The organism is Streptomyces gilvosporeus, assembly GCF_002082195.1.
Taxonomy (GTDB): domain Bacteria; phylum Actinomycetota; class Actinomycetes; order Streptomycetales; family Streptomycetaceae; genus Streptomyces; species Streptomyces gilvosporeus.
This window is the reverse complement of record NZ_CP020569.1, coordinates 6900866-6919536: the sequence shown is the minus strand read 5'-3', so window position 1 is coordinate 6919536 and position 18671 is coordinate 6900866. Positions and strand designations below refer to the sequence as shown.

Genomic DNA, 18671 nt, shown 5'->3' with positions numbered 1-18671 from the left:
CTGACCACCCCTGACCTGCGGGTGGGACCGTCCGGTGACGGCCCGGCTCAGGACAGGCCGAGCTGGTTGTCGATGTAGGCGAACATCTCGTCGTCCGTCGCCTCGTCCAGCACCTCGTGAACGGTGCCGTCGACGCCATCGGCGCCGGCCTCGCCCCGGACGGCGGCCGCGAGGGCCAGCAGCCGGTCGGCCACCGCCGTCTGCTGGGCGGCGTCGAGAACCGCGCCCGAAAGGGCCGCCTCAAGCCGGTGCATCTCATCGGCCACCTCCGGGGCCCCGGCCTCGGCGAACGGCAGCCGGTCGGCGAGGTGTCCGGCCACCGCGACCACCGACGGGTAGTCGAAGACCGTGGTGGCCGGCAGGGTCAGTCCGGTGATCCGGTTCAGCCGGTTACGCAGTTCGAGCGCGATCAGCGAGTCGAACCCGAGGTCCAGGAACCCGCGCTCGACCGCGACCGCATGGCCGCCGGGCAGCGCCAGTACCGCGGCGACCTGGTCGCGTACCAACTCGACCAATGCCTTGCGGCGTGCCGCCGCGTCGAGCGGGGCCAGCCGCCGTACCAGAGCGTCCGCCTCGGAGGCCGCATCGGCCGTTCGGGCCGCGGACCGGCGCACCGGCAGCCGGACGAGATCCCGCAGCACCGCGGGGTCACCGTGCTCGGCCAGCCGCGCCCGCAACCGGACGAGGTCGAACCGGACCGGCACCAGGGCCGCATCGTCCCGGCCGAGCGCCGCATCGAACAGGGCGAGGCCGGTCTCGGACGGTATCGCCGCGATGCCGGAGCGCCCCATCCGCGCGACGTCGGCCTCCCCCAACTGCCCGGTGAGTTCGCTGCGTTCGGCCCAGAAACCCCAGGCCAGCGATACGGCCGGGAGTCCTTCCGCCCGGCGCACGGTGGCCAGCGCATCGAGGAAGACGTTCGCGGCGGCGTAGTTCGCCTGGCCGGAGCCGCCGATGGCCCCGGCGGCCGAGGAGAACAGGACGAAGGCCGACAGATCGAGGTCCCGGGTGAGGTGGTGCAGCACCAGCGCGGCGTCCACCTTGGGCCGGAAGACGGTGTCCAGCCGCTTGGGGTCGAGCGAACCGATGACGCCGTCGTCGAGCACACCGGCGGTGTGCACCACGGCGGTCAGCGGATGTGCGGCGGGCACCGCCGCCAGCAGCGCACGGACCGCGTCTTCGTCGGCGGTGTCGCAGGCGGCGATCGTCACCTCTGCACCCAGGGCCGCAAGCTCCGCCTCCAGGTCCGCCGCGCCGTCGGCGGCCGGGCCACGGCGGCTGGTCAGCAGCAGATGCCGCACCCCGTGCCGGGTCACCAGGTGCCGGGCGACCAGTGCGCCCAGCGTTCCGGTGCCACCGGTGACGAGTACCGTCCGGTCGGGGGCGAAGCCGGCGAAACCGGGCTCCGCCGGTTCGTCCGCGGTGTGCAGCCGCCGGGTGAGCACCCGGCCGCCGCGTACCGCGAGTTCGGGTTCGCCCAGTACGGAGAGCCCGGGGAGCAGCTGCCAGGAGTCGGACTCCGCAGCCCGCCGGTCGAGATCGAGGTCGAGGTCGAGGTCGATGAGGACGAACCGTCCCGGATTCTCCGCCTCCGCGGACCGGACGAGTCCCCACACCGGCGCATGCACGAGGTCGCTCACCGGACCGTCGGCCGCGACCGCGCCCACGGTCACCACGACCAGCCGGGTCGCCGCGAGCCGGTCGTCGCCGAGCCACCTCTGCAACAGGTCGAGCGCATCGGCCGACGCCGCCCGTACGGACGCGCCGGTTGCCCCCTCGGTGGCGCCGTCACCGGTCAGCACCGCGAAGACGGTCTCCGGTACGACGGCCCCGGCGTCGAGGGCCGATAGGAGGGCGTCCAGATCCGGGTACGTGTCGGCCGTCGCGGCGGTGCGGGCCTGCCGGAGTGCCGGCCCGTCCGGTCCCAGTACCGCCCACGGGCCCGTCGGCACCCGGTCCAGCGGGTCGGCCGGGTCCACCAGCGGCGTCCAGTCGACCCGGTACAGCGGTTCCCCGGCGGGCGCTGCCGAGACCGCCTCGGGCAGTACCCGCATGGCGAGTTCCGCCACCGAGACCACGGGGGCTCCGGTGCCATCGGCTGCGGCCAGCGTCAGCCGGTCCTCGTCCCCGCGGGTGATCCGCACCCGCAGCACCCTGGCGCCGGTGGCATGCACGACGACGCCCTTCCAGGCGAACGGCACCCGTACGTCGCCGGTGCCGTCCTCGATGCCCAGCGCATGCAGCGCCGCATCGAACAGCGCGGGGTGGAGGGTGAATCCGCCGGTGGCGGCCTCCTCGGGCAACGACACCTCGGCGTAGACCTCGTCACCCTCGCGCCAGGCGGCCCGCACACCCCGGAAGGCGGGGCCGTACTCGTACCCCTCGTCCGCCAACTGCTCGTACAGACCGTCGATATCGAGCGCGGCGGCCCCCTTCGGCGGCCAGGCGCTCAGATCCGCCGGAGGCGGGGTGCTGCCGGTGCCGAGAAGACCCGTGGCATGCAGCGTCCACGGTCGGTCCGGCAGCTCGTCCGGCCGGGAGTGCACGGTGACCGGCCGGCGGCCGGACTCGTCCGGACCACCGACGGTGACCTGTAGCTGGACGCGGTCACGCGCACCGAGCACCAGCGGCGTGGCCAGGGTGAGTTCGTCGACTCCGGTGCACCCCGCCTCGTCCGCGGCCCGCACAGCCAGCTCCACGAACGCGGTACCGGGCAGGTAGACGGCCCCGCGTACGGCGTGGTCGGCCAGCCAGGGGTGCGAGCGCAGCGAGAGCCGCCCGGTGAACACCAGCCCGTCGGAGTCCGCGAGCGGCACGACGGCACCGAGCAGGGCGTGGTCCGCCGCACCGAGACCGGCGGAGCCGACGTCTCCCGACATTCCGGTGTTCTCGAGCCAGTAGTGCTGGTGTTGGAAGGGGTAGGTGGGCAGATCGACGGTTGCCGCCCCGGCCGGGAGGATCCCCGCCCAGTCGACGTCGGCACCATGGGCGAACGCCTCACCAGCCGAGGCCAGGAACCGGCCCCAACCCCCCTCGTCACGGCGCAGCGTCCCCACAGCCGGCGTGTCCTGGATCGCGAACGTCAGGACGGGGTGCGGGCTCACCTCGACGAAGAGCCCGAAACCCTGCTCGGCGAGGGCCGACGTCGCCGTCTCGAACTCCACCGTCTGACGCAGATTACGGTGCCAGTACGCCGCATCCATCGTGGAGGTGTCCAGCCAGTCACCCGTCACCGTCGACAGCAACGGAACAGCCGACGCCCGCGGCCGGATCGACGACAGAACCTCCAGGAGTTCGTCACGAAGGACGTCCACCTGCGCGGAATGCGAGGCGTAATCGACCGCGATACGACGCGCCCGGACACCCTCCGCCTCACACGCAGCGATCAGCTCATCCAGCGCACCCGGCTCACCGGATACGACGACCGAGGACGGGCCGTTCACCGCCGCGATCGATATTGCGTCACCCCAGGCAGCGATCCGCTCCCGGACCGCCTCCACACCCTGCGCGACCGACACCATCCCGCCACGCCCCGCCAGCGTGCGAGCGATCGCCTGCGACCGCAGCACCACCACCCGCGCCGCATCCTCCAACGACAACGCCCCGGCAACGCATGCCGCGGCAATCTCCCCTTGCGAATGACCCACCACCGCGGCCGGCTCGACACCCACCGAACGCCACACCGCCGCCAACGACACCATCACCGCAAACAACACCGGCTGGACCACATCCACCCGGCCCAGCAACACCTCATCCCCTAGAGCCTCATCAAGCGACCAGTCCACCAACCCCTCAAACGCCCGGCCACACTCGGCCAACGCCTCAGCGAACACCGGCGACTGCACCACCAACTCACGCGCCATGCCCACCCACTGCGCCCCCTGACCCGGGAACACAAACACCACACCCGCACCAACAGACCCACCGGAGCCACCAACGACCCCGTCGGCCACCCCCGCAAGCTGCTCGACGAGCGCTTCCCGGGTCTCACCCACCACCACCGCACGGTGATCGAAGACGGAACGCGAGCGCACCAACGACGCGGCCACATCCACCGGAGACACCCCCGGCTCCTCACTCACCCACTCCGCCAACCGCGCAGCCTGCTCCCGCAACGCCACACCCGACCGAGCCGACACCACCCACGGCACCACCGGCTCACCCACAACCGGCTCAGCCTGCTCCTCAACCTTCGGCGCCTGCTCCAACACCACATGCGCATTCGTCCCACTGATCCCGAAGGCCGACACCCCGGCCCGGCGCACCCGCTCCACCTCGGGCCACGACCGCGCCTCCGTCAGCAGTTCCACCGCGCCGGATGCCCAGTCCACCTGTGGCGTCGGCGCATCCACATGCAACGTTTTCGGCAGCACACCATGCCGCAGCGCCATCACCATCTTGATGACCCCACCGACACCCGCCGCAGCCATCGCATGACCGATGTTCGACTTCAACGACCCCAACCACAACGGCAGTTCAGGCAACCGCCCCTGCCCATACGTGGCCAGCAACGCCTGCGCCTCGATCGGGTCGCCCAACGTCGTACCGGTGCCATGCGCCTCCACCACATCGACGTCCTGCGTGGTCAGCCTGGCATCGGCCAAAGCCGCCCGGATCACCCGCTCCTGCGACGGACCGTTCGGCGCCGTCAGACCGTTCGACGCACCGTCCTGGTTGATGGCGGTGCCGCGGACGACGGCCAGGACCCGGTGCCCGAGCCGTTCGGCATCCGACAGCCGCTCCACCACGAGCACGCCCACGCCCTCGGACCAGCCCGTGCCGTCCGCAGCGGCCGCGAACGCCTTGCACCGGCCGTCCGCCGCCAGACCACGCTGACGTGAGAAGTCCGTGAACGACACCGGCGTGGCCATCACCGAGGCACCGCCCGCCAGGGCCATGGTGCACTCTCCGCGCCGCAGCGACTGCACGGCCAGGTGCAGCGCCGTGAGCGACGACGAGCAGGCCGTGTCCACGCTCACCGCCGGGCCCTCCAGCCCGAAGGAGTAGGCCACCCGGCCCGAGGCCACGCTCGTGAAGCCCCCGTTGCCGAGGAACGGCTGTACGTCCTCCGGCGGTGACGGGACACTCGTCGTGTAGTCGTTGTGGATGATGCCCATGAACACGCCGGTTTCGGTCCCGGCGAGCAATGTCGGGTCCAGGGAGGCCCGTTCCAGCGCCTCCCACGACACCTCCAGGACCAGGCGCTGCTGCGGGTCCATCGCCACCGCCTCACGCGGGGAGATCCCGAAGAACGCCGGATCAAAACCACCGGCGTCGGCAAGGAAGCCGCCCTCCCGGACATACGACGTACCCGGCCGGTCCGGATCCGGGTCGTAAAGACCCTCCACATCCCAGCCTCGGTCCTCCGGGAACGCCGACATCCCATCGACACCATCGGCCACCAGCCGCCACAACTCCTCCGGCGACCCCACACCCCCCGGGAACCGGCAGGCCATACCCACGATCGCGATCGGCTCCGCACCGTCGCCGGTGGACACCCGCGGTTCCGTCGGCCCTTCCGGCGCGGGGAGTTGGTCGTCGCCGGCGACCTGGGTGACGAGATAGCGGGCGAGTGCCCGCAGATTGGGGTAGTCGAAGACGAGGGTGGCGGACAGCCGGAGTCCGGTGCTGGTCTGGAGGCGGTTGCGCAGTTCGACCGCCGTGAGGGAGTCGAAGCCCAGGTCCTTGAACGCCACCGACACCGGTACGTCGCCACCGGCGCCGTGGCCGAGCACCACCGCGACCTGGCGGCGTACCTCTTCGCTCACCCAGCGCTCGCGCTCGGCGGGCGCGAGCCCGGCCACCCGGTCGGCCCAGAGGCGTTCGCCCGAGGCCGCCGCGGCACGGCTGCGTACCGGGCCGGCGAGCGTGCGCAGTACGGCCGGTACCGCGCCGGATGCGCGCACCGCGGCCAGGTCCAGCCCGAACGCGGTCATCACCGGCCAGGCCGAATCGGCGGCGGCGTCGAACAGTCGCAGACCCAGGTCCGTCGACAGCGGTACTTCACCGGCGCGCGTCATCCGTTCGACGTCCGCGTCCGACAGATGCGCGGTCATACCGCTGCGCTGCTCCCAGAATCCCCAGGCGATCGAGGTCCCCGGCAGACCGGCCGCGCGGCGCGACTCCATCAGGGCGTCGAGGAAGGTGTTCGCCGCCGCATAGCCACTCTGACCCGCGGCCCCCAGCGTCGCCGCGGCAGACGAGAACGCCACGAACAGGGAGAGGTCATCGCCGCGTTCACGGGTCAGCTCGTCCAGATGGACCAGACCGTCGACCTTGGGCCGCAACACCGTCGCCAACCGCTCCGACGACAACGAACCCACCAGACCGTCATCCAACACACCCGCCGCATGCACCACACCCGTCAACGGAGCATCAGCCGAAACCCCCGCCAACACCCCCGCCACCGCATCCCGATCCGCCACATCACACGCCACCACCGACACCGAAACCGCACCCAACGACTCCAACTCGGCCACCAGATCAGCAGCCCCCGCAGTCGCCAACCCCCGACGCGCCGTCAACACCACATGCCGCACCCCATGCACAGCCACCAAATGACGCGCCACCAAACCACCCAGCGCACCCACACCACCGGTCACCACCACCGTCCCCGCAGAATCCACCCCCCGCGGAACCGTCAACACCAACTTCCCCACATGCCGCGCCCGACTCATAAACCGGAACGCCTCGGCTGCCCGGCGCACATCCCACGCCAGCACGGGCATGTGCCGCAGGGCGCCCTGAGCGAAGAGGTCCGCGATCTCGGCGAGGATCTCCCGGGTACGGTCGAGCGCGAAGTCGGGAAGGTTGTAGGCCGCGTAACGGACACCGGCGTGCTGGGCCGCGATCTCCTGCGGATCGCGGATGTCCGTCTTGCCCATCTCCAGGAAGTGACCACCGCGGGGCAGCAGTCGCAGCGAAGCCTCGATGAACTCCCCGGCGAGGGAGTTGAGGATGACATCGACGCCCTCGCCCTTGGTCACGGCGAGGAACTTGTCCGCGAAGTCCAGATCACGCGACGACGCGATGTGATCGTCGGTGAGCCCCAGCGACCGCAGCACCTCCCACTTCGCCGGACTCGCCGTCGCGAACACCTCACAGCCCCAGTGGCGCGCCAGCTGGATCGCGGCCATGCCGACACCGCCCGCACCAGCGTGGATCAGCACCCGCTGTCCCGCCCGTACATGTGCCAGGTCGACCAGGCCGTACAGCGCGGTGGTGTACACGACGGGGATCGATGCCGCCTCGGCGAACGTCCAGCCGTCCGGGAGCGGGACCAGATAGCCGCGGTCGGTGGTCGCCACCGGGCCGAAGGCACCGGTGAAGAGGCCCGTGACGCGATCGCCGACGGCGAGGTCGGTGACGCCGGGGCCGACCTCGGTCACCACACCGGCGGCCTCGCCGCCCATGACCTCGTCGACCTGCACCATGCCGAGCGCGGCGACGACGTCCCGGAAGTTGACGCCCGCGGCGCGGACCGCGACCCGGACCTCCCGGTCCGCGAGCGGTTCTCGCTCGTCCGGCGCCGGGTTGAGCGTCAGGTTTTCGAGGGTTCCCCCACCGGACGTGTCGAGGCGCCACGGTCCGTCGGCGGGCGGGACCAGGGCGTCCTGGGCGCCGGCCCGGACCAGGCGGCGGCAGCGCGCCGCCCCCGCACGGACGACGAGTTCGGCCTCGCCGCTGGCCAGGGCTGCCGGAACGGTCCGTACGGACTCGTCGAGCGCATCGACGTCGAGCAGCACGAACCGGTCGGGATTCTCCGACTGCGCGGACCGGATCAGACCGGCGACCGGGGCATGGGCGAGTTCCGTGATCCGCTCGCCCGGCTCGGCGGACACCGCGCCCCGCGTGACGAACACCAGCTTCGCGGCGGCGAACCGCTCGTCCGCCAGCCATGCCTGGACCAGTTCCAAGGTCGCCCGCAAGGAGGCGTGCACGCCGGTCGCCAGGTCGGCGTCGGACGGCGTCGGCACGGCGGTGAAGACGAACTCCGGCACACCCCCCGTATCGCCCGCATCACCCGCGTCAGCCGCATCGCCCAGATCGGCGAGAGCGGCACCCCGGACGGCACCGGGAACATCGAACGGGAGCGCGCCCAGCACCGCCGCCGACGGCCACCTGGCGGCGGTCCCGTCCACCGGCGGAAGGGCCGGCCACTCCACCCGGTACAACGCATCGGGCTGTGCGGGCACCGCCGCCAGCTGCCCCGCGGCGAACGGTCGCAACGTCAGCGCCTCCACGGATGCCACCAATGCACCCTGGGCATCGGCGAGTTGGAGACCGTACGAGTCCGTGTCGTGCCGGGTGATCCGCACCCGCAGCATCGACGCACCGCTGGCGTGCAGCGAGACCTCGCGCCAGGCGAAGGGCAGGGACAGCCGGCCGGTGTCGACGACCCCGAGGACATGCAGCGCGGCGTCGAAGAGGGCCGGGTGCAGACCGAAGGCGACGGCGTCGTCCTGCGCTGCTCCCTCGGGCAGGGCGACTTCGGCGTAGAGGTCGTCCCCCTGGCGCCAGGCGTCCCGCAGGCCGCGGAAGGCCGCGCCGTAGCCGTAGCCCTCCTCGGCCAGCCGGTCGTAGTGACCGTCGAGGTCCACCCGCTCCGCCCCCGCGGGCGGCCAGACCCCCAGGTCGGACAGGGGCGCGCGGGTCCCCAGACCCAGCAGGCCCGTCGCATGGCACGTCCAGTCGTGATCGTCCGACACCCGGGAGTGGATGGTGATCTCGCGACGGCCGGTCTCGTCCGCCGCGCCGACGACCACCCGCAGCGAGACACCGTCGCGCTCGGGCAGTACCAGCGGCGCCATCAGCGTGAGTTCCTCGACCTGGCCGCAGCCCACCTCGTCCGCGGCCCGCACGGCCAGCTCCACGAACGCGGTACCGGGCAGCAGCGCCGAATCGAGCACGGCGTGTTCGGCAAGCCACGGCTGGGACCGCAGCGAGAGCCGCCCGGTCAGCACGACGCCTTCGGAACCGGGCAGCGCGACCACGGCACCGAGCAGCGGGTGTTCGGCGGCCTGGAGGCCCGCGGCGGATACGTCGCCGGTCGTCGGCGTGCTGTCGAGCCAGTAGTGCTGGTGTTGGAAGGGGTAGGTGGGCAGGTCGACGGTTGCCGCCCCGGCCGGGAGGATCCCCGCCCAGTCGACGTCGGCACCATGGGCGAACGCCTCACCGGCCGAGGCCAGGAACCGGGCCCAACCCCCCTCATCGCGGCGCAGCGTCCCCACAGCCGGCGTGTCCTGGATCGCGAACGTCAGGACGGGGTGCGGGCTCACCTCGACGAAGAGCCCGAAACCCTGCTCGGCGAGGGCCGACGTCGCCGTCTCGAACTCGACCGTCTGACGCAGATTGCGGTGCCAGTACGCCGCATCCATCGTGGAGGTGTCCAGCCAGTCACCCGTCACCGTCGACAGCAACGGAACAGCCGACTCCCGCGGCCGGATCGACGACAGAACCTCCAGGAGTTCGTCACGAAGGACGTCCACCTGCGCGGAATGCGAGGCGTAATCGACCGCGATGCGACGCGCCCGGACACCCTCCGCCTCACACGCGGCCATCAGCTCATCCAGCGCACCCGGCTCACCGGATACGACGACCGAGGACGGGCCGTTCACCGCGGCAACAGATATCGCCTCGCCCCAGGCAGCGATCCGCTCCCGGACCGCCTCCACCCCCTGCGCAACCGACACCATCCCGCCACGCCCGGCCAGCGTGCGAGCGATCGCCTGCGACCGCAGCACCACCACCCGCGCCGCATCCTCCAACGAAAGCGCCCCGGCAACGCATGCCGCGGCAATCTCCCCTTGCGAATGACCCACCACCGCGGCCGGCTCGACACCCACCGAACGCCACACCGCCGCCAACGACACCATCACCGCAAACAGCACCGGCTGGACCACATCCACCCGGCCCAGCAACACCTCGTCACCGAGGGCTTCATCCAGCGACCAGTCCACCAGGCCCTCGAACGCCCGGCCACACTCGGCCAACGCCTCCGCGAACACCGGCGACTGCACCACCAACTCACGCGCCATGCCCACCCACTGCGCCCCCTGACCCGGGAACACAAACACCACACCCGCACCAACAGAGCCGCCGGAACCCCCGACCGTCTCCTCAGCCACCTCGGCAAGGCGCTCCAGCAAGCCCTCCCGGGTCTCACCGACCACGACCGCACGGTGATCAAAGACGGAACGCGAGCGCACCAACGACGCGGCCACATCCACCGGAGACGCCCCCGGCGCATCACTCACCCACTCCGCCAACCGCGCAGCCTGCTCCCGCAACGCCACACCCGACCGAGCCGACACCACCCACGGCACCACACCACCGGCCACCGGCTCATCACCCACCGACGCCTGCTCATCAACCTCTGGCGCCTGCTCCAACACCACATGCGCATTCGTCCCACTGATGCCGAACGACGACACCCCGGCCCGGCGCGGCCGGTCCGTCTCCGGCCACTCCCGCGCCTCCGTCAGCAGCTCGACCGCCCCCGACGCCCAGTCCACCTGCGCCGACGGCGCATCCACATGCAACGTCTTCGGCAGCACACCATGCCGCAGCGCCATCACCATCTTGATGACACCACCGACACCCGCAGCAGCCATCGCATGACCGATATTCGACTTCAACGACCCCAACCACAACGGCAGTTCAGGCAACCGCCCCTGCCCATACGTGGCCAGCAACGCCTGCGCCTCGATCGGGTCGCCCAACGTCGTACCGGTGCCATGCGCCTCCACCACATCGACATCCGCCGTGTCCAGCCGGGCATCGACCAACGCCGCCCGGATCACCCGCTCCTGCGACGGACCGTTCGGCGCCGTCAAGCCGTTCGACGCACCGTCCTGGTTGACGGCGGTGCCGCGGACGACGGCCAGGACCCGGTGCCCCAGCCGTTCGGCATCCGACAGCCGCTCCACCACGAGCACGCCCACACCCTCCGACCAGCCCGTACCGTCCGCAGCGGCCGCGAACGCCTTGCACCGGCCGTCCGCCGCCAAACCACGCTGACGCGAGAAGTCCACGAAGTCGTCGGGATGCGCCATGATCGTGACGCCGCCGGCCAGGGCCATGCTGCACTCTCCGCGCCGCAGCGACTGCACGGCCAGGTGCAGCGCCGTGAGCGACGACGAGCAGGCCGTGTCCACGCTCAGCGCCGGGCCCTCCAGCCCGAACGAGTAGGCCACCCGGCCGGAGACGATGCTGCTGGTGCCGCCGTTGCCGAGGAAGGGTTCGATGTCGTCGGGGACGGACTGGAGCCGCTTGGTGTAGGCGTTGTCGATCACGCCCATGAATACGCCGGTCGCCGAGCCCCGAAGGCTGCCGGGGTCCAGGGAGGCCCGTTCCAGCGCCTCCCACGACACCTCCAGGACCAGGCGCTGCTGCGGGTCCATCGCCACCGCCTCACGCGGGGAGATCCCGAAGAACGCCGGATCAAAACCACCGGCGTCGGCAAGGAAGCCACCCTCCCGGACATACGACGTACCCGGCCGGTCCGGATCCGGGTCGTACAGGCCCTCCACGTCCCAGCCGCGGTCCTCCGGGAACGCCGACATCCCGTCAACACCGTCGGCCACCAGCCGCCACAACTCCTCCGGCGACCCCACGCCCCCCGGGAACCGGCAGGCCATCCCCACGATCGCGATCGGCTCGCGCGCGGCCGAGATCAGCTTGTGGTTCTGCTGCCTGAGCCGTTCCGTCTCCTTCAGCGACGTGCGCAGTGCATCGACAAGCCGGTTGTCGGACGTCGTCATTTCTTGCTCCACATTTCGCAGGTGTTCGGGGGGACCAGGTGTTTCGGGGACCGGGGTCAGGGGGTCACGGGATCAGGAGTCAGGACTCGGACTCGTTCAGCGCCAGCGCGATGAGGCTGTCGGTGTCGAGGTCGTCGATGCCGTCGATCGCCCCGGTCTCGTCGGAGGCGGGCGCGGCCGCGGACAGTCCGGTCAGCGCGAGGAGCGCGTCCAGGACGCCCGCGTCGGCGAATCGCGCCAACGGGGTTTTCGCCAGGGCCGCTTGGAGGGCCGCCTCGGTCGGGTCGGCGGCCGGTGCGGGCTCGTCCGGCAGCAGTTCGGTGATCAGGTAGGAGGCCAGGGCCGCCGCGTTCGGCTGGTTGAAGACGAGGGTGGCCGGCAGCCGGAGGCCGGTGCTGGTCTGGAGGCGGTTGCGCAGTTCGACCGCCGTGAGGGAGTCGAAGCCCAGGTCCTTGAACGCCACCGACACCGGTACGTCACCGCCGCTGCCGTGCCCGAGGACCAGGGCGACCTGGCGGCGGATCTCGTCGACCGCGAACCGTTCCCGGTCGGCCGGCGGGAGTTCGGCGAGCCGCTCGGCCCATGAGCGTTCGGTGGTCACGGTGACCGCCTGGCGCCGCATCGGGCCGGCGAGCGTACGGAGTACGGCGGGGACGGTGCCCGATGCCCGCACCGCGGGCAGGTCCAGCCCGCATGCGGTCGTCACCGGCCACGGCGCCCGTACGGCCTCGTCGAAGAGCCGCAGACCCAGGTCCGTCGGCAGGGGTATCTCACCGCCGCGCGCCAGCCGTTCGAGGTCCGCGTCCGACAGATGCGCGGTCATGCCGCCGCTGCTCTGTTCCCACAGTCCCCAGGCGATCGAGGTGCCCGGCAGACCGGCCGCGCGGCGCGTTTCCATCAGGGCGTCGAGGAAGGTGTTCGCCGCCGCATAGCCGCTCTGGCCGGGGGCGCCCAGTGTCGCTGCCGTCGACGAGAACGCCACGAACAGGGAGAGGTCATCGCCGCGTTCACGGGTCAGCTCGTCCAGATGGACCAGACCGTCGACCTTCGGCCGCAACACCGTCGCCAACCGCTCCGACGACAACGAACCCACCAGACCGTCATCCAACACACCCGCCGCATGCACCACACCCGTCAACGGAGCATCAGCAGAAACCCCCGCCAACACCCCCGCCACCGCATCCCGATCCGCCACATCACACGCCACCACCGACACCGAAACCGCACCCAACGACTCCAACTCGGCCACCAGATCAGCAGCCCCCGCAGTCGCCAAACCCCGACGCGCCGTCAACACCACATGCCGCACCCCATGCACAGCCACCAAATGACGCGCCACCAAACCACCCAGCGCACCCACACCACCGGTCACCACCACCGTCCCCGCAGAATCCACCCCCCGCGGAACCGTCAACACCAACTTCCCTACATGCCGCGCCCGACTCATAAACCGGAACGCCTCGACGGCACGCCGCACATCCCACGCCTGTACCGGCATCGCGGCCAGGACGCCGTCGGTGAGCAACTCGGTGAGGGTGAGCAGCAGTTGCTGGAGGCGTTCGGGTCCGGCGTCGATCAGGTCGAATGCGCGGTAGTGGACACCGGGGTTCCGGGCCTCGACCTCGGCGGCGTCCCGGATGTCGGTCTTGCCCATCTCGACGAAGTGGCCGCCGTTCGGCAGCAGGCGCAGCGAGGCGTCCACGAACTCGCCGGTCAGGGAGTTGAGTACGGCGTCCATTCCGGCGCCCTCGGTCACGGCGAGGAACTTCTCCGCGAAGTCCAGATCACGCGACGACGCGAGGTGATCGTCGGCGACTCCCAGCGACCGCAGCACCTCCCACTTCGACGGACTCGCCGTCGCGAACACCTCACAGCCCCGGTGCAGCGCCAGCCGGATCGCGGCGATGCCGACACCGCCCGCACCGGCATGGACCAGTACCCGCTGCCCGGTCCGCACCTGGGCCAGGTCGTCCCAGGCGTACAGCGCGGTCGCGTAGACGAGGGGTACGGCGGCGGCGTCCGCGAAGTCCCAGCCGGGCGGTATCGGTACGACGAGGTCGCGCGGGGCCACCGCCACTGGTCCGAAGCCGCCGCCGACCAGGCCCAGTACGCGATCGCCGACCGCCAGGCCGGTGACCGCCGCGCCGATTTCGGTCACCACGCCGGCGGCCTCATAGCCCAGGACGTCCTCGGACGCCGCCATGCCCAGCAGCGAGACGACATCGCGGAAGTTCATGCCCGCGGCGCGCACCGCGAGGCGCACATGGTCCGCGGGCAGCGGCGCGGCGGCCGTCGGTGCGGGGGTCAGCCGGAGGCTCTCCAGGGTGCCGCGGACCGGGGCGTCCAGCCGCCAGTGCGCGGTACCGGCCGGGGGCTCCAGGGCGTCCGTCCCGGTGCGTGCGAGCCTGCGCGCGGACGGTTTGCCGTGCCGCAGCGCGAGTTCCGGTTCGCCGCAGGACGCCAGGGCGGGGAGCGCACGCCGGCTGTCCGCCGTTGCGTCGATATCGGCCAGCAGGAAGCTGCCGGGATTCTCCGCCTGCGCCGAGCGCACCAGCCCCCACAGCGGGGCATGGACGAGGTCCGTGAGGCGCTCGCCGGACTCGGGCGACACCGCCCCGCAGGTGACGAAGACCAGCTGCGAGCCGGCGAACCGCTCGTCGGCGAGCCACGCCTGGAGCAACCCGAGCGCGCGGCTGAGGGCCGTGTGCACGGCGTCGGGATCGACGGTGCGGCCGCGCTCGGCCGCACGGGCGCGATCCGCCGCGGGTCCGCCGCCGAACGGCACGAACACCAGGTCCGGCACCTCCCCGATGTCCTCCAGGCTGGTGCAGGTGGCGAACCCGAGGTCCAGTGCGTCGGGGCCGACAGTCACCCCGCGCACCGCCGGCGCCTCCAGTGCGCCCGGCAGCGGCGTCCACTCGGTGCGGTACAGCGCGTCGGTGCCGGAGGGGGTCCGCTCCAGGGCGGCCGCGTCGACCGGCCGCGACACCAGGGCCGCCACGGAGGCGACCGGTCCGCCGGTCTCGTCGGTGAGGGTGATCGCCACCGCGTCGTCGTCCTCGGGCACGATCCGGACGCGCAGGACCGGTACCCCCACGCCGTGGAGCTCCACCCCGCGCCAGGAGAACGGCAGGGCGACCCCGGTGTCCTTCTCGGCGAGGATGCCCGCGTGCAGGACGGCGTCGAACAGCGCGGGGTGCAGGCCGAACCCGGCCGCCTGTGCCGCGTCGGGCAGCGCGACCTCGGCGTAGACCTCGGCATCCCGCCGCCATGCGGCACGCAGGCCCCGGAAGAGGGGTCCGTACCCGTAACCGCCCTCGGCGAGCCGGTCGTAGAAGCCGGTCAGCTCGATCCGTTCGGCGCCTTCCGGCGGCCAGACCGCCGGCGCCGCCTGCGGTACCGGGCCGCCCGGGGCCAGCACGCCGACGGCATGGCAGGTCCAGGTCTCGTCGCCGTCGCCGCGGGAGTACGCCATGACGTGACGGGTGCCGGACTCGCCGGCCGCCCGCACCACCAGCCGCAGCGAGACCCCGCCCCGCTCCGGCACCACCAGAGGCGCGGTCAGGGTCAGCTCGTCGATACGGGCGCAGCCGGTCTCGTCCCCGGCGCGGGTGAACAGCTCGACCCAGGCCGTGCCGGGGAAGAGCACGGTGCCCAGTACGGCGTGGTCGGCCAGCCAGGGGTGCGTACGGAGCGAAATCCGGCCGGTGAGCACGGTGTCCTGGGTATCGGGCAGCGTGACGACGGCACTGAGCAACGGGTGTCCGGCATCGCCGAGTCCGGCCGACGCCAGATCTCCCGCCGGTGTTCCGGCCTCAAGCCAGAAGTGCTTGCGCCGGAACGCATACGTCGGCAGCTCCGGCGCCACGGAGGAGCGGGGCCGGTCCCCGGCGGGCAGCGCCGCGGCCCAGTCCACCGCAACGCCCCGGGTGTGCAGGCCGGCGAGCGCGGTGAGGAGCGTGGTGACCTCGGGCCCCTTCGCCCGTACGGCGGGGAGGAAGGCGGCTACGCCGTCGTCCAGGCAGCTCTGCCCGAGGCCCGACAGCACACCGTCCGGGCCGAGTTCGAGGAAGGTGGACACGCCGGAGCCGGCGAGCAGCGCGACGGCGTCGGCGAACCGGACGGGTTCGCGGACATGGCGCACCCAGTACTCGGGGTCGCCGATCTCCTCGGCGGTGAGCACCCGGCCGGTCACATTGGAGACGATCGGGATGCGCGGCGCCGCGTACGACACCACGCGGGCGACCCAGCGGAATTCGGCCAGCATCGGGTCCATCCGCGGGGAGTGGAAGGCGTGGCTGACGGTCAACCGGCGGGTGCGGCGACCGCGGGCCTGCCATGACGCCATCAGATCGAGCACCGGCCGCTCGTCCCCCGAGACCACCACGGAGCGCGGTCCGTTGATCGCGGCGAGCCCGAGCGCGCCGGTGTGCTCGGCGAGTTCGGGTGCGATCTCCTCCTCGGTCGCCTCGATGGCGGCCATCGCCCCGCCCTCGGGCAGTTCCTGCATCAGTCGGCCGCGGGTGGCCACCAGCAGAGCGGCGTCCGGCAGATCCAGCACCCCCGAGACATGAGCGGCCACCAACTCCCCGATCGAATGCCCCACCAGGAAGTCGGGCGTCACGCCCCACGACTCGACCAGGCGGAACAGCGCCACCTCGAAGGCGAACAGGGCGGGCTGGGTGTACTCGGTGCGGTGGAGGAGGTCGGCGTCGTCCCCGAACACCACGGATTCGACCGGTCGGTCGACGAAGGCGTTGAGCGCGGAGCAGGCGTCGTCGAACGCCTGCCGGAACACGGGGAACCGCGCATACAGCTCCCGGCCCATACCGAGCCGCTGGCTGCCCTGGCCGGTGAACTGGAACGCCAGGCCGCCGCCCGCCGGGGTGCCGGTCACCACGCCGGGGGCGCTGCCCTCGGCGGCGAACGTGCGGAGGGCGGCGGTGAGTTCGGCGCGGTCGGCGGCGACCGCGACCGCCCGGTCCGTCAAGTGGGCGCGGGTGGTCGCGAGCGCATGGGCGACGTCCGCCGGGCGGAGGTCCGGGCGCGCGTCGAGGAAGCCGGCCAGCCGTTCGGCCTGCGCCCGGAGCCCGGCCGGGCCGTTGCCCGAGACGGCGAAGGGCAGGACGTCGTCCCGCTCGCCGTCCGTTGCCTCCCCGGCGGGCGGGTCGGGCTCCGCCGGGACGGCGGCCTCCAGGATGACGTGGGCATTGGTGCCGCTCACCCCGAACGACGAGACGGCCGCCCGGCGCGGCCGGCCGGTCTCCGGCCAGGGCGCGGCCTCGGTCAGCAGCTCCACCGCACCCGACGACCAGTCCACGTGCGGGGTCGGTTCGGCGAGGTGCAGGGTGCGCGGCAGCAGGCCGTGCCGGAGCGCCAGCACGGTCTTGATGACTCCGGTGACACCGGCCGCCGCCTGGGTGTGCCCCAGATTCGACTTGACCGACCCGAGGCGCAGCGGCCGGTCGGTCGGCCGGTCCTGGCCGTAGGTGGCCAGCAGTGCCTGCGCCTCGATCGGGTCGCCCAGCGCCGTTCCGGTGCCGTGCGCCTCCACGGCGTCCACGTCCGCGGCGGCCAGCCCGGCGTCGGCCAGCGCGCTGCGGATCACCCGCTGCTGCGCCGGACCACTCGGCGCCGTCAGGCCGTTGGAGGCGCCGTCGGAGTTGACGGCCGAACCGCGCAGTACGGCCAGCACCCGGTGCCCGTGGCGTTCGGCGTCGGACAGCCGCTCGACGACGAGGACGCCGACGCCCTCCGCCCAGCCGGTCCCGTCGGCATCGGCCGAGAACGCCTTGCACCGGCCGTCGGCGGCCAGCCCGCGCTGGCGGGAGAACGCCAGGAAGCCACCAGGGCTCGCCATCACCGCCGCACCGCCGGCCAGCGCGAGCCGGCATTCACCGCGCCGCAGGGACTGCGCCGCCATGTGCAGGGCCACCAGCGACGACGAGCATGCGGTGTCGACGGTGATCGCCGGGCCCTCGAAGCCGTAGGCATACGCCACCCGGCCCGAGGCGAGGCTCGCCGCGGTACCGGTCAGCAGATGGCCTTCGAGCCCGCCGCCGACATGCGCCAGACCCGGTCCGTACTCGTGGTTCTCCACGCCGGTGAAGACGCCCACGGGCGTGCCGCGCAGCGCCGCCGGGCTGATGCCGGCGCGCTCCAGGCTCTCCCAGGTGACCTCCAGCAGCAGCCGCTGCTGCGGGTCGGTCGCCGTCGCCTCCCGCGGCGAGATCCCGAAGAACTCCGCGTCGAACTCCGGCGCATCGTGCAGGAATCCACCGCGCGTCGTATAGGTGCGGCCGGGCCGGTCCGGGTCGGGGTCGTACAGGCCGTCGACGTCCCAGCCCCGGTTGACGGGGAAGTCGGAGAGCGCCTCGCCGCCGTCGAGCAGCAGCCGCCACAGCTCCTCGGGAGAGGTGATGTCCCCGGGCAGCCGGCAGGCCATGCCGACGATCGCCACCGGCTCCTGCGGATCGCCCGCCGCGCCGCCCTCGCCGCCCGCCGCGGTCCCGGCTTCGCCCGCCGCCTCGGCCGCGCTCCGGCCGTAGAGTCGTCCGTACAGCTCGTCGGCGAGGGCCTGCGGCGTGGGGTGGTCGAAGACCACGGTCACCGGCAGGGCGAGCCCGGTGGCCGCGGTGAGCCGCCGGTGCAGTTCCACCGCGGCCATCGAGCCGAGCCCTTGGTCCACGAAGGAGGCCCCGGGCCCGATGGCTCCGGCGTCCCGCTCCAGCACCTCGGCGGCCCCGTCGCACACCAGGCGCAGCAGTATGCGCTGCCGCTCGAACACCGGCATCCGGTCCAGCTCTGCACGCACTGGTGCCCCCTCTGTGTCTCTCTACGGGTTCGACGGGTTCGACAGCGCCGGACACCCGGGCGGCTTGACGAGGAGACGACGAAGGGACCGGGCCG

Annotated in this window: 2 protein-coding genes; both read right to left on the bottom strand. The window is 72.2% G+C overall.

The features are described 5' to 3' along the window. Nucleotides 1-47: 47 nt before the first annotated feature. Nucleotides 48-11774, bottom strand: coding sequence for an SDR family NAD(P)-dependent oxidoreductase (locus B1H19_RS30740; protein ID WP_472573294.1), 11727 nt, complete (start codon nucleotides 11772-11774; stop codon nucleotides 48-50). A 67-nt stretch (nucleotides 11775-11841) separates the two neighbouring features. Beyond that, nucleotides 11842-18576, bottom strand: a complete 6735-nt coding sequence (locus B1H19_RS30735) for a type I polyketide synthase (protein WP_083107963.1) — start codon at nucleotides 18574-18576, stop codon at nucleotides 11842-11844. Nucleotides 18577-18671: the final 95 nt, after the last annotated feature.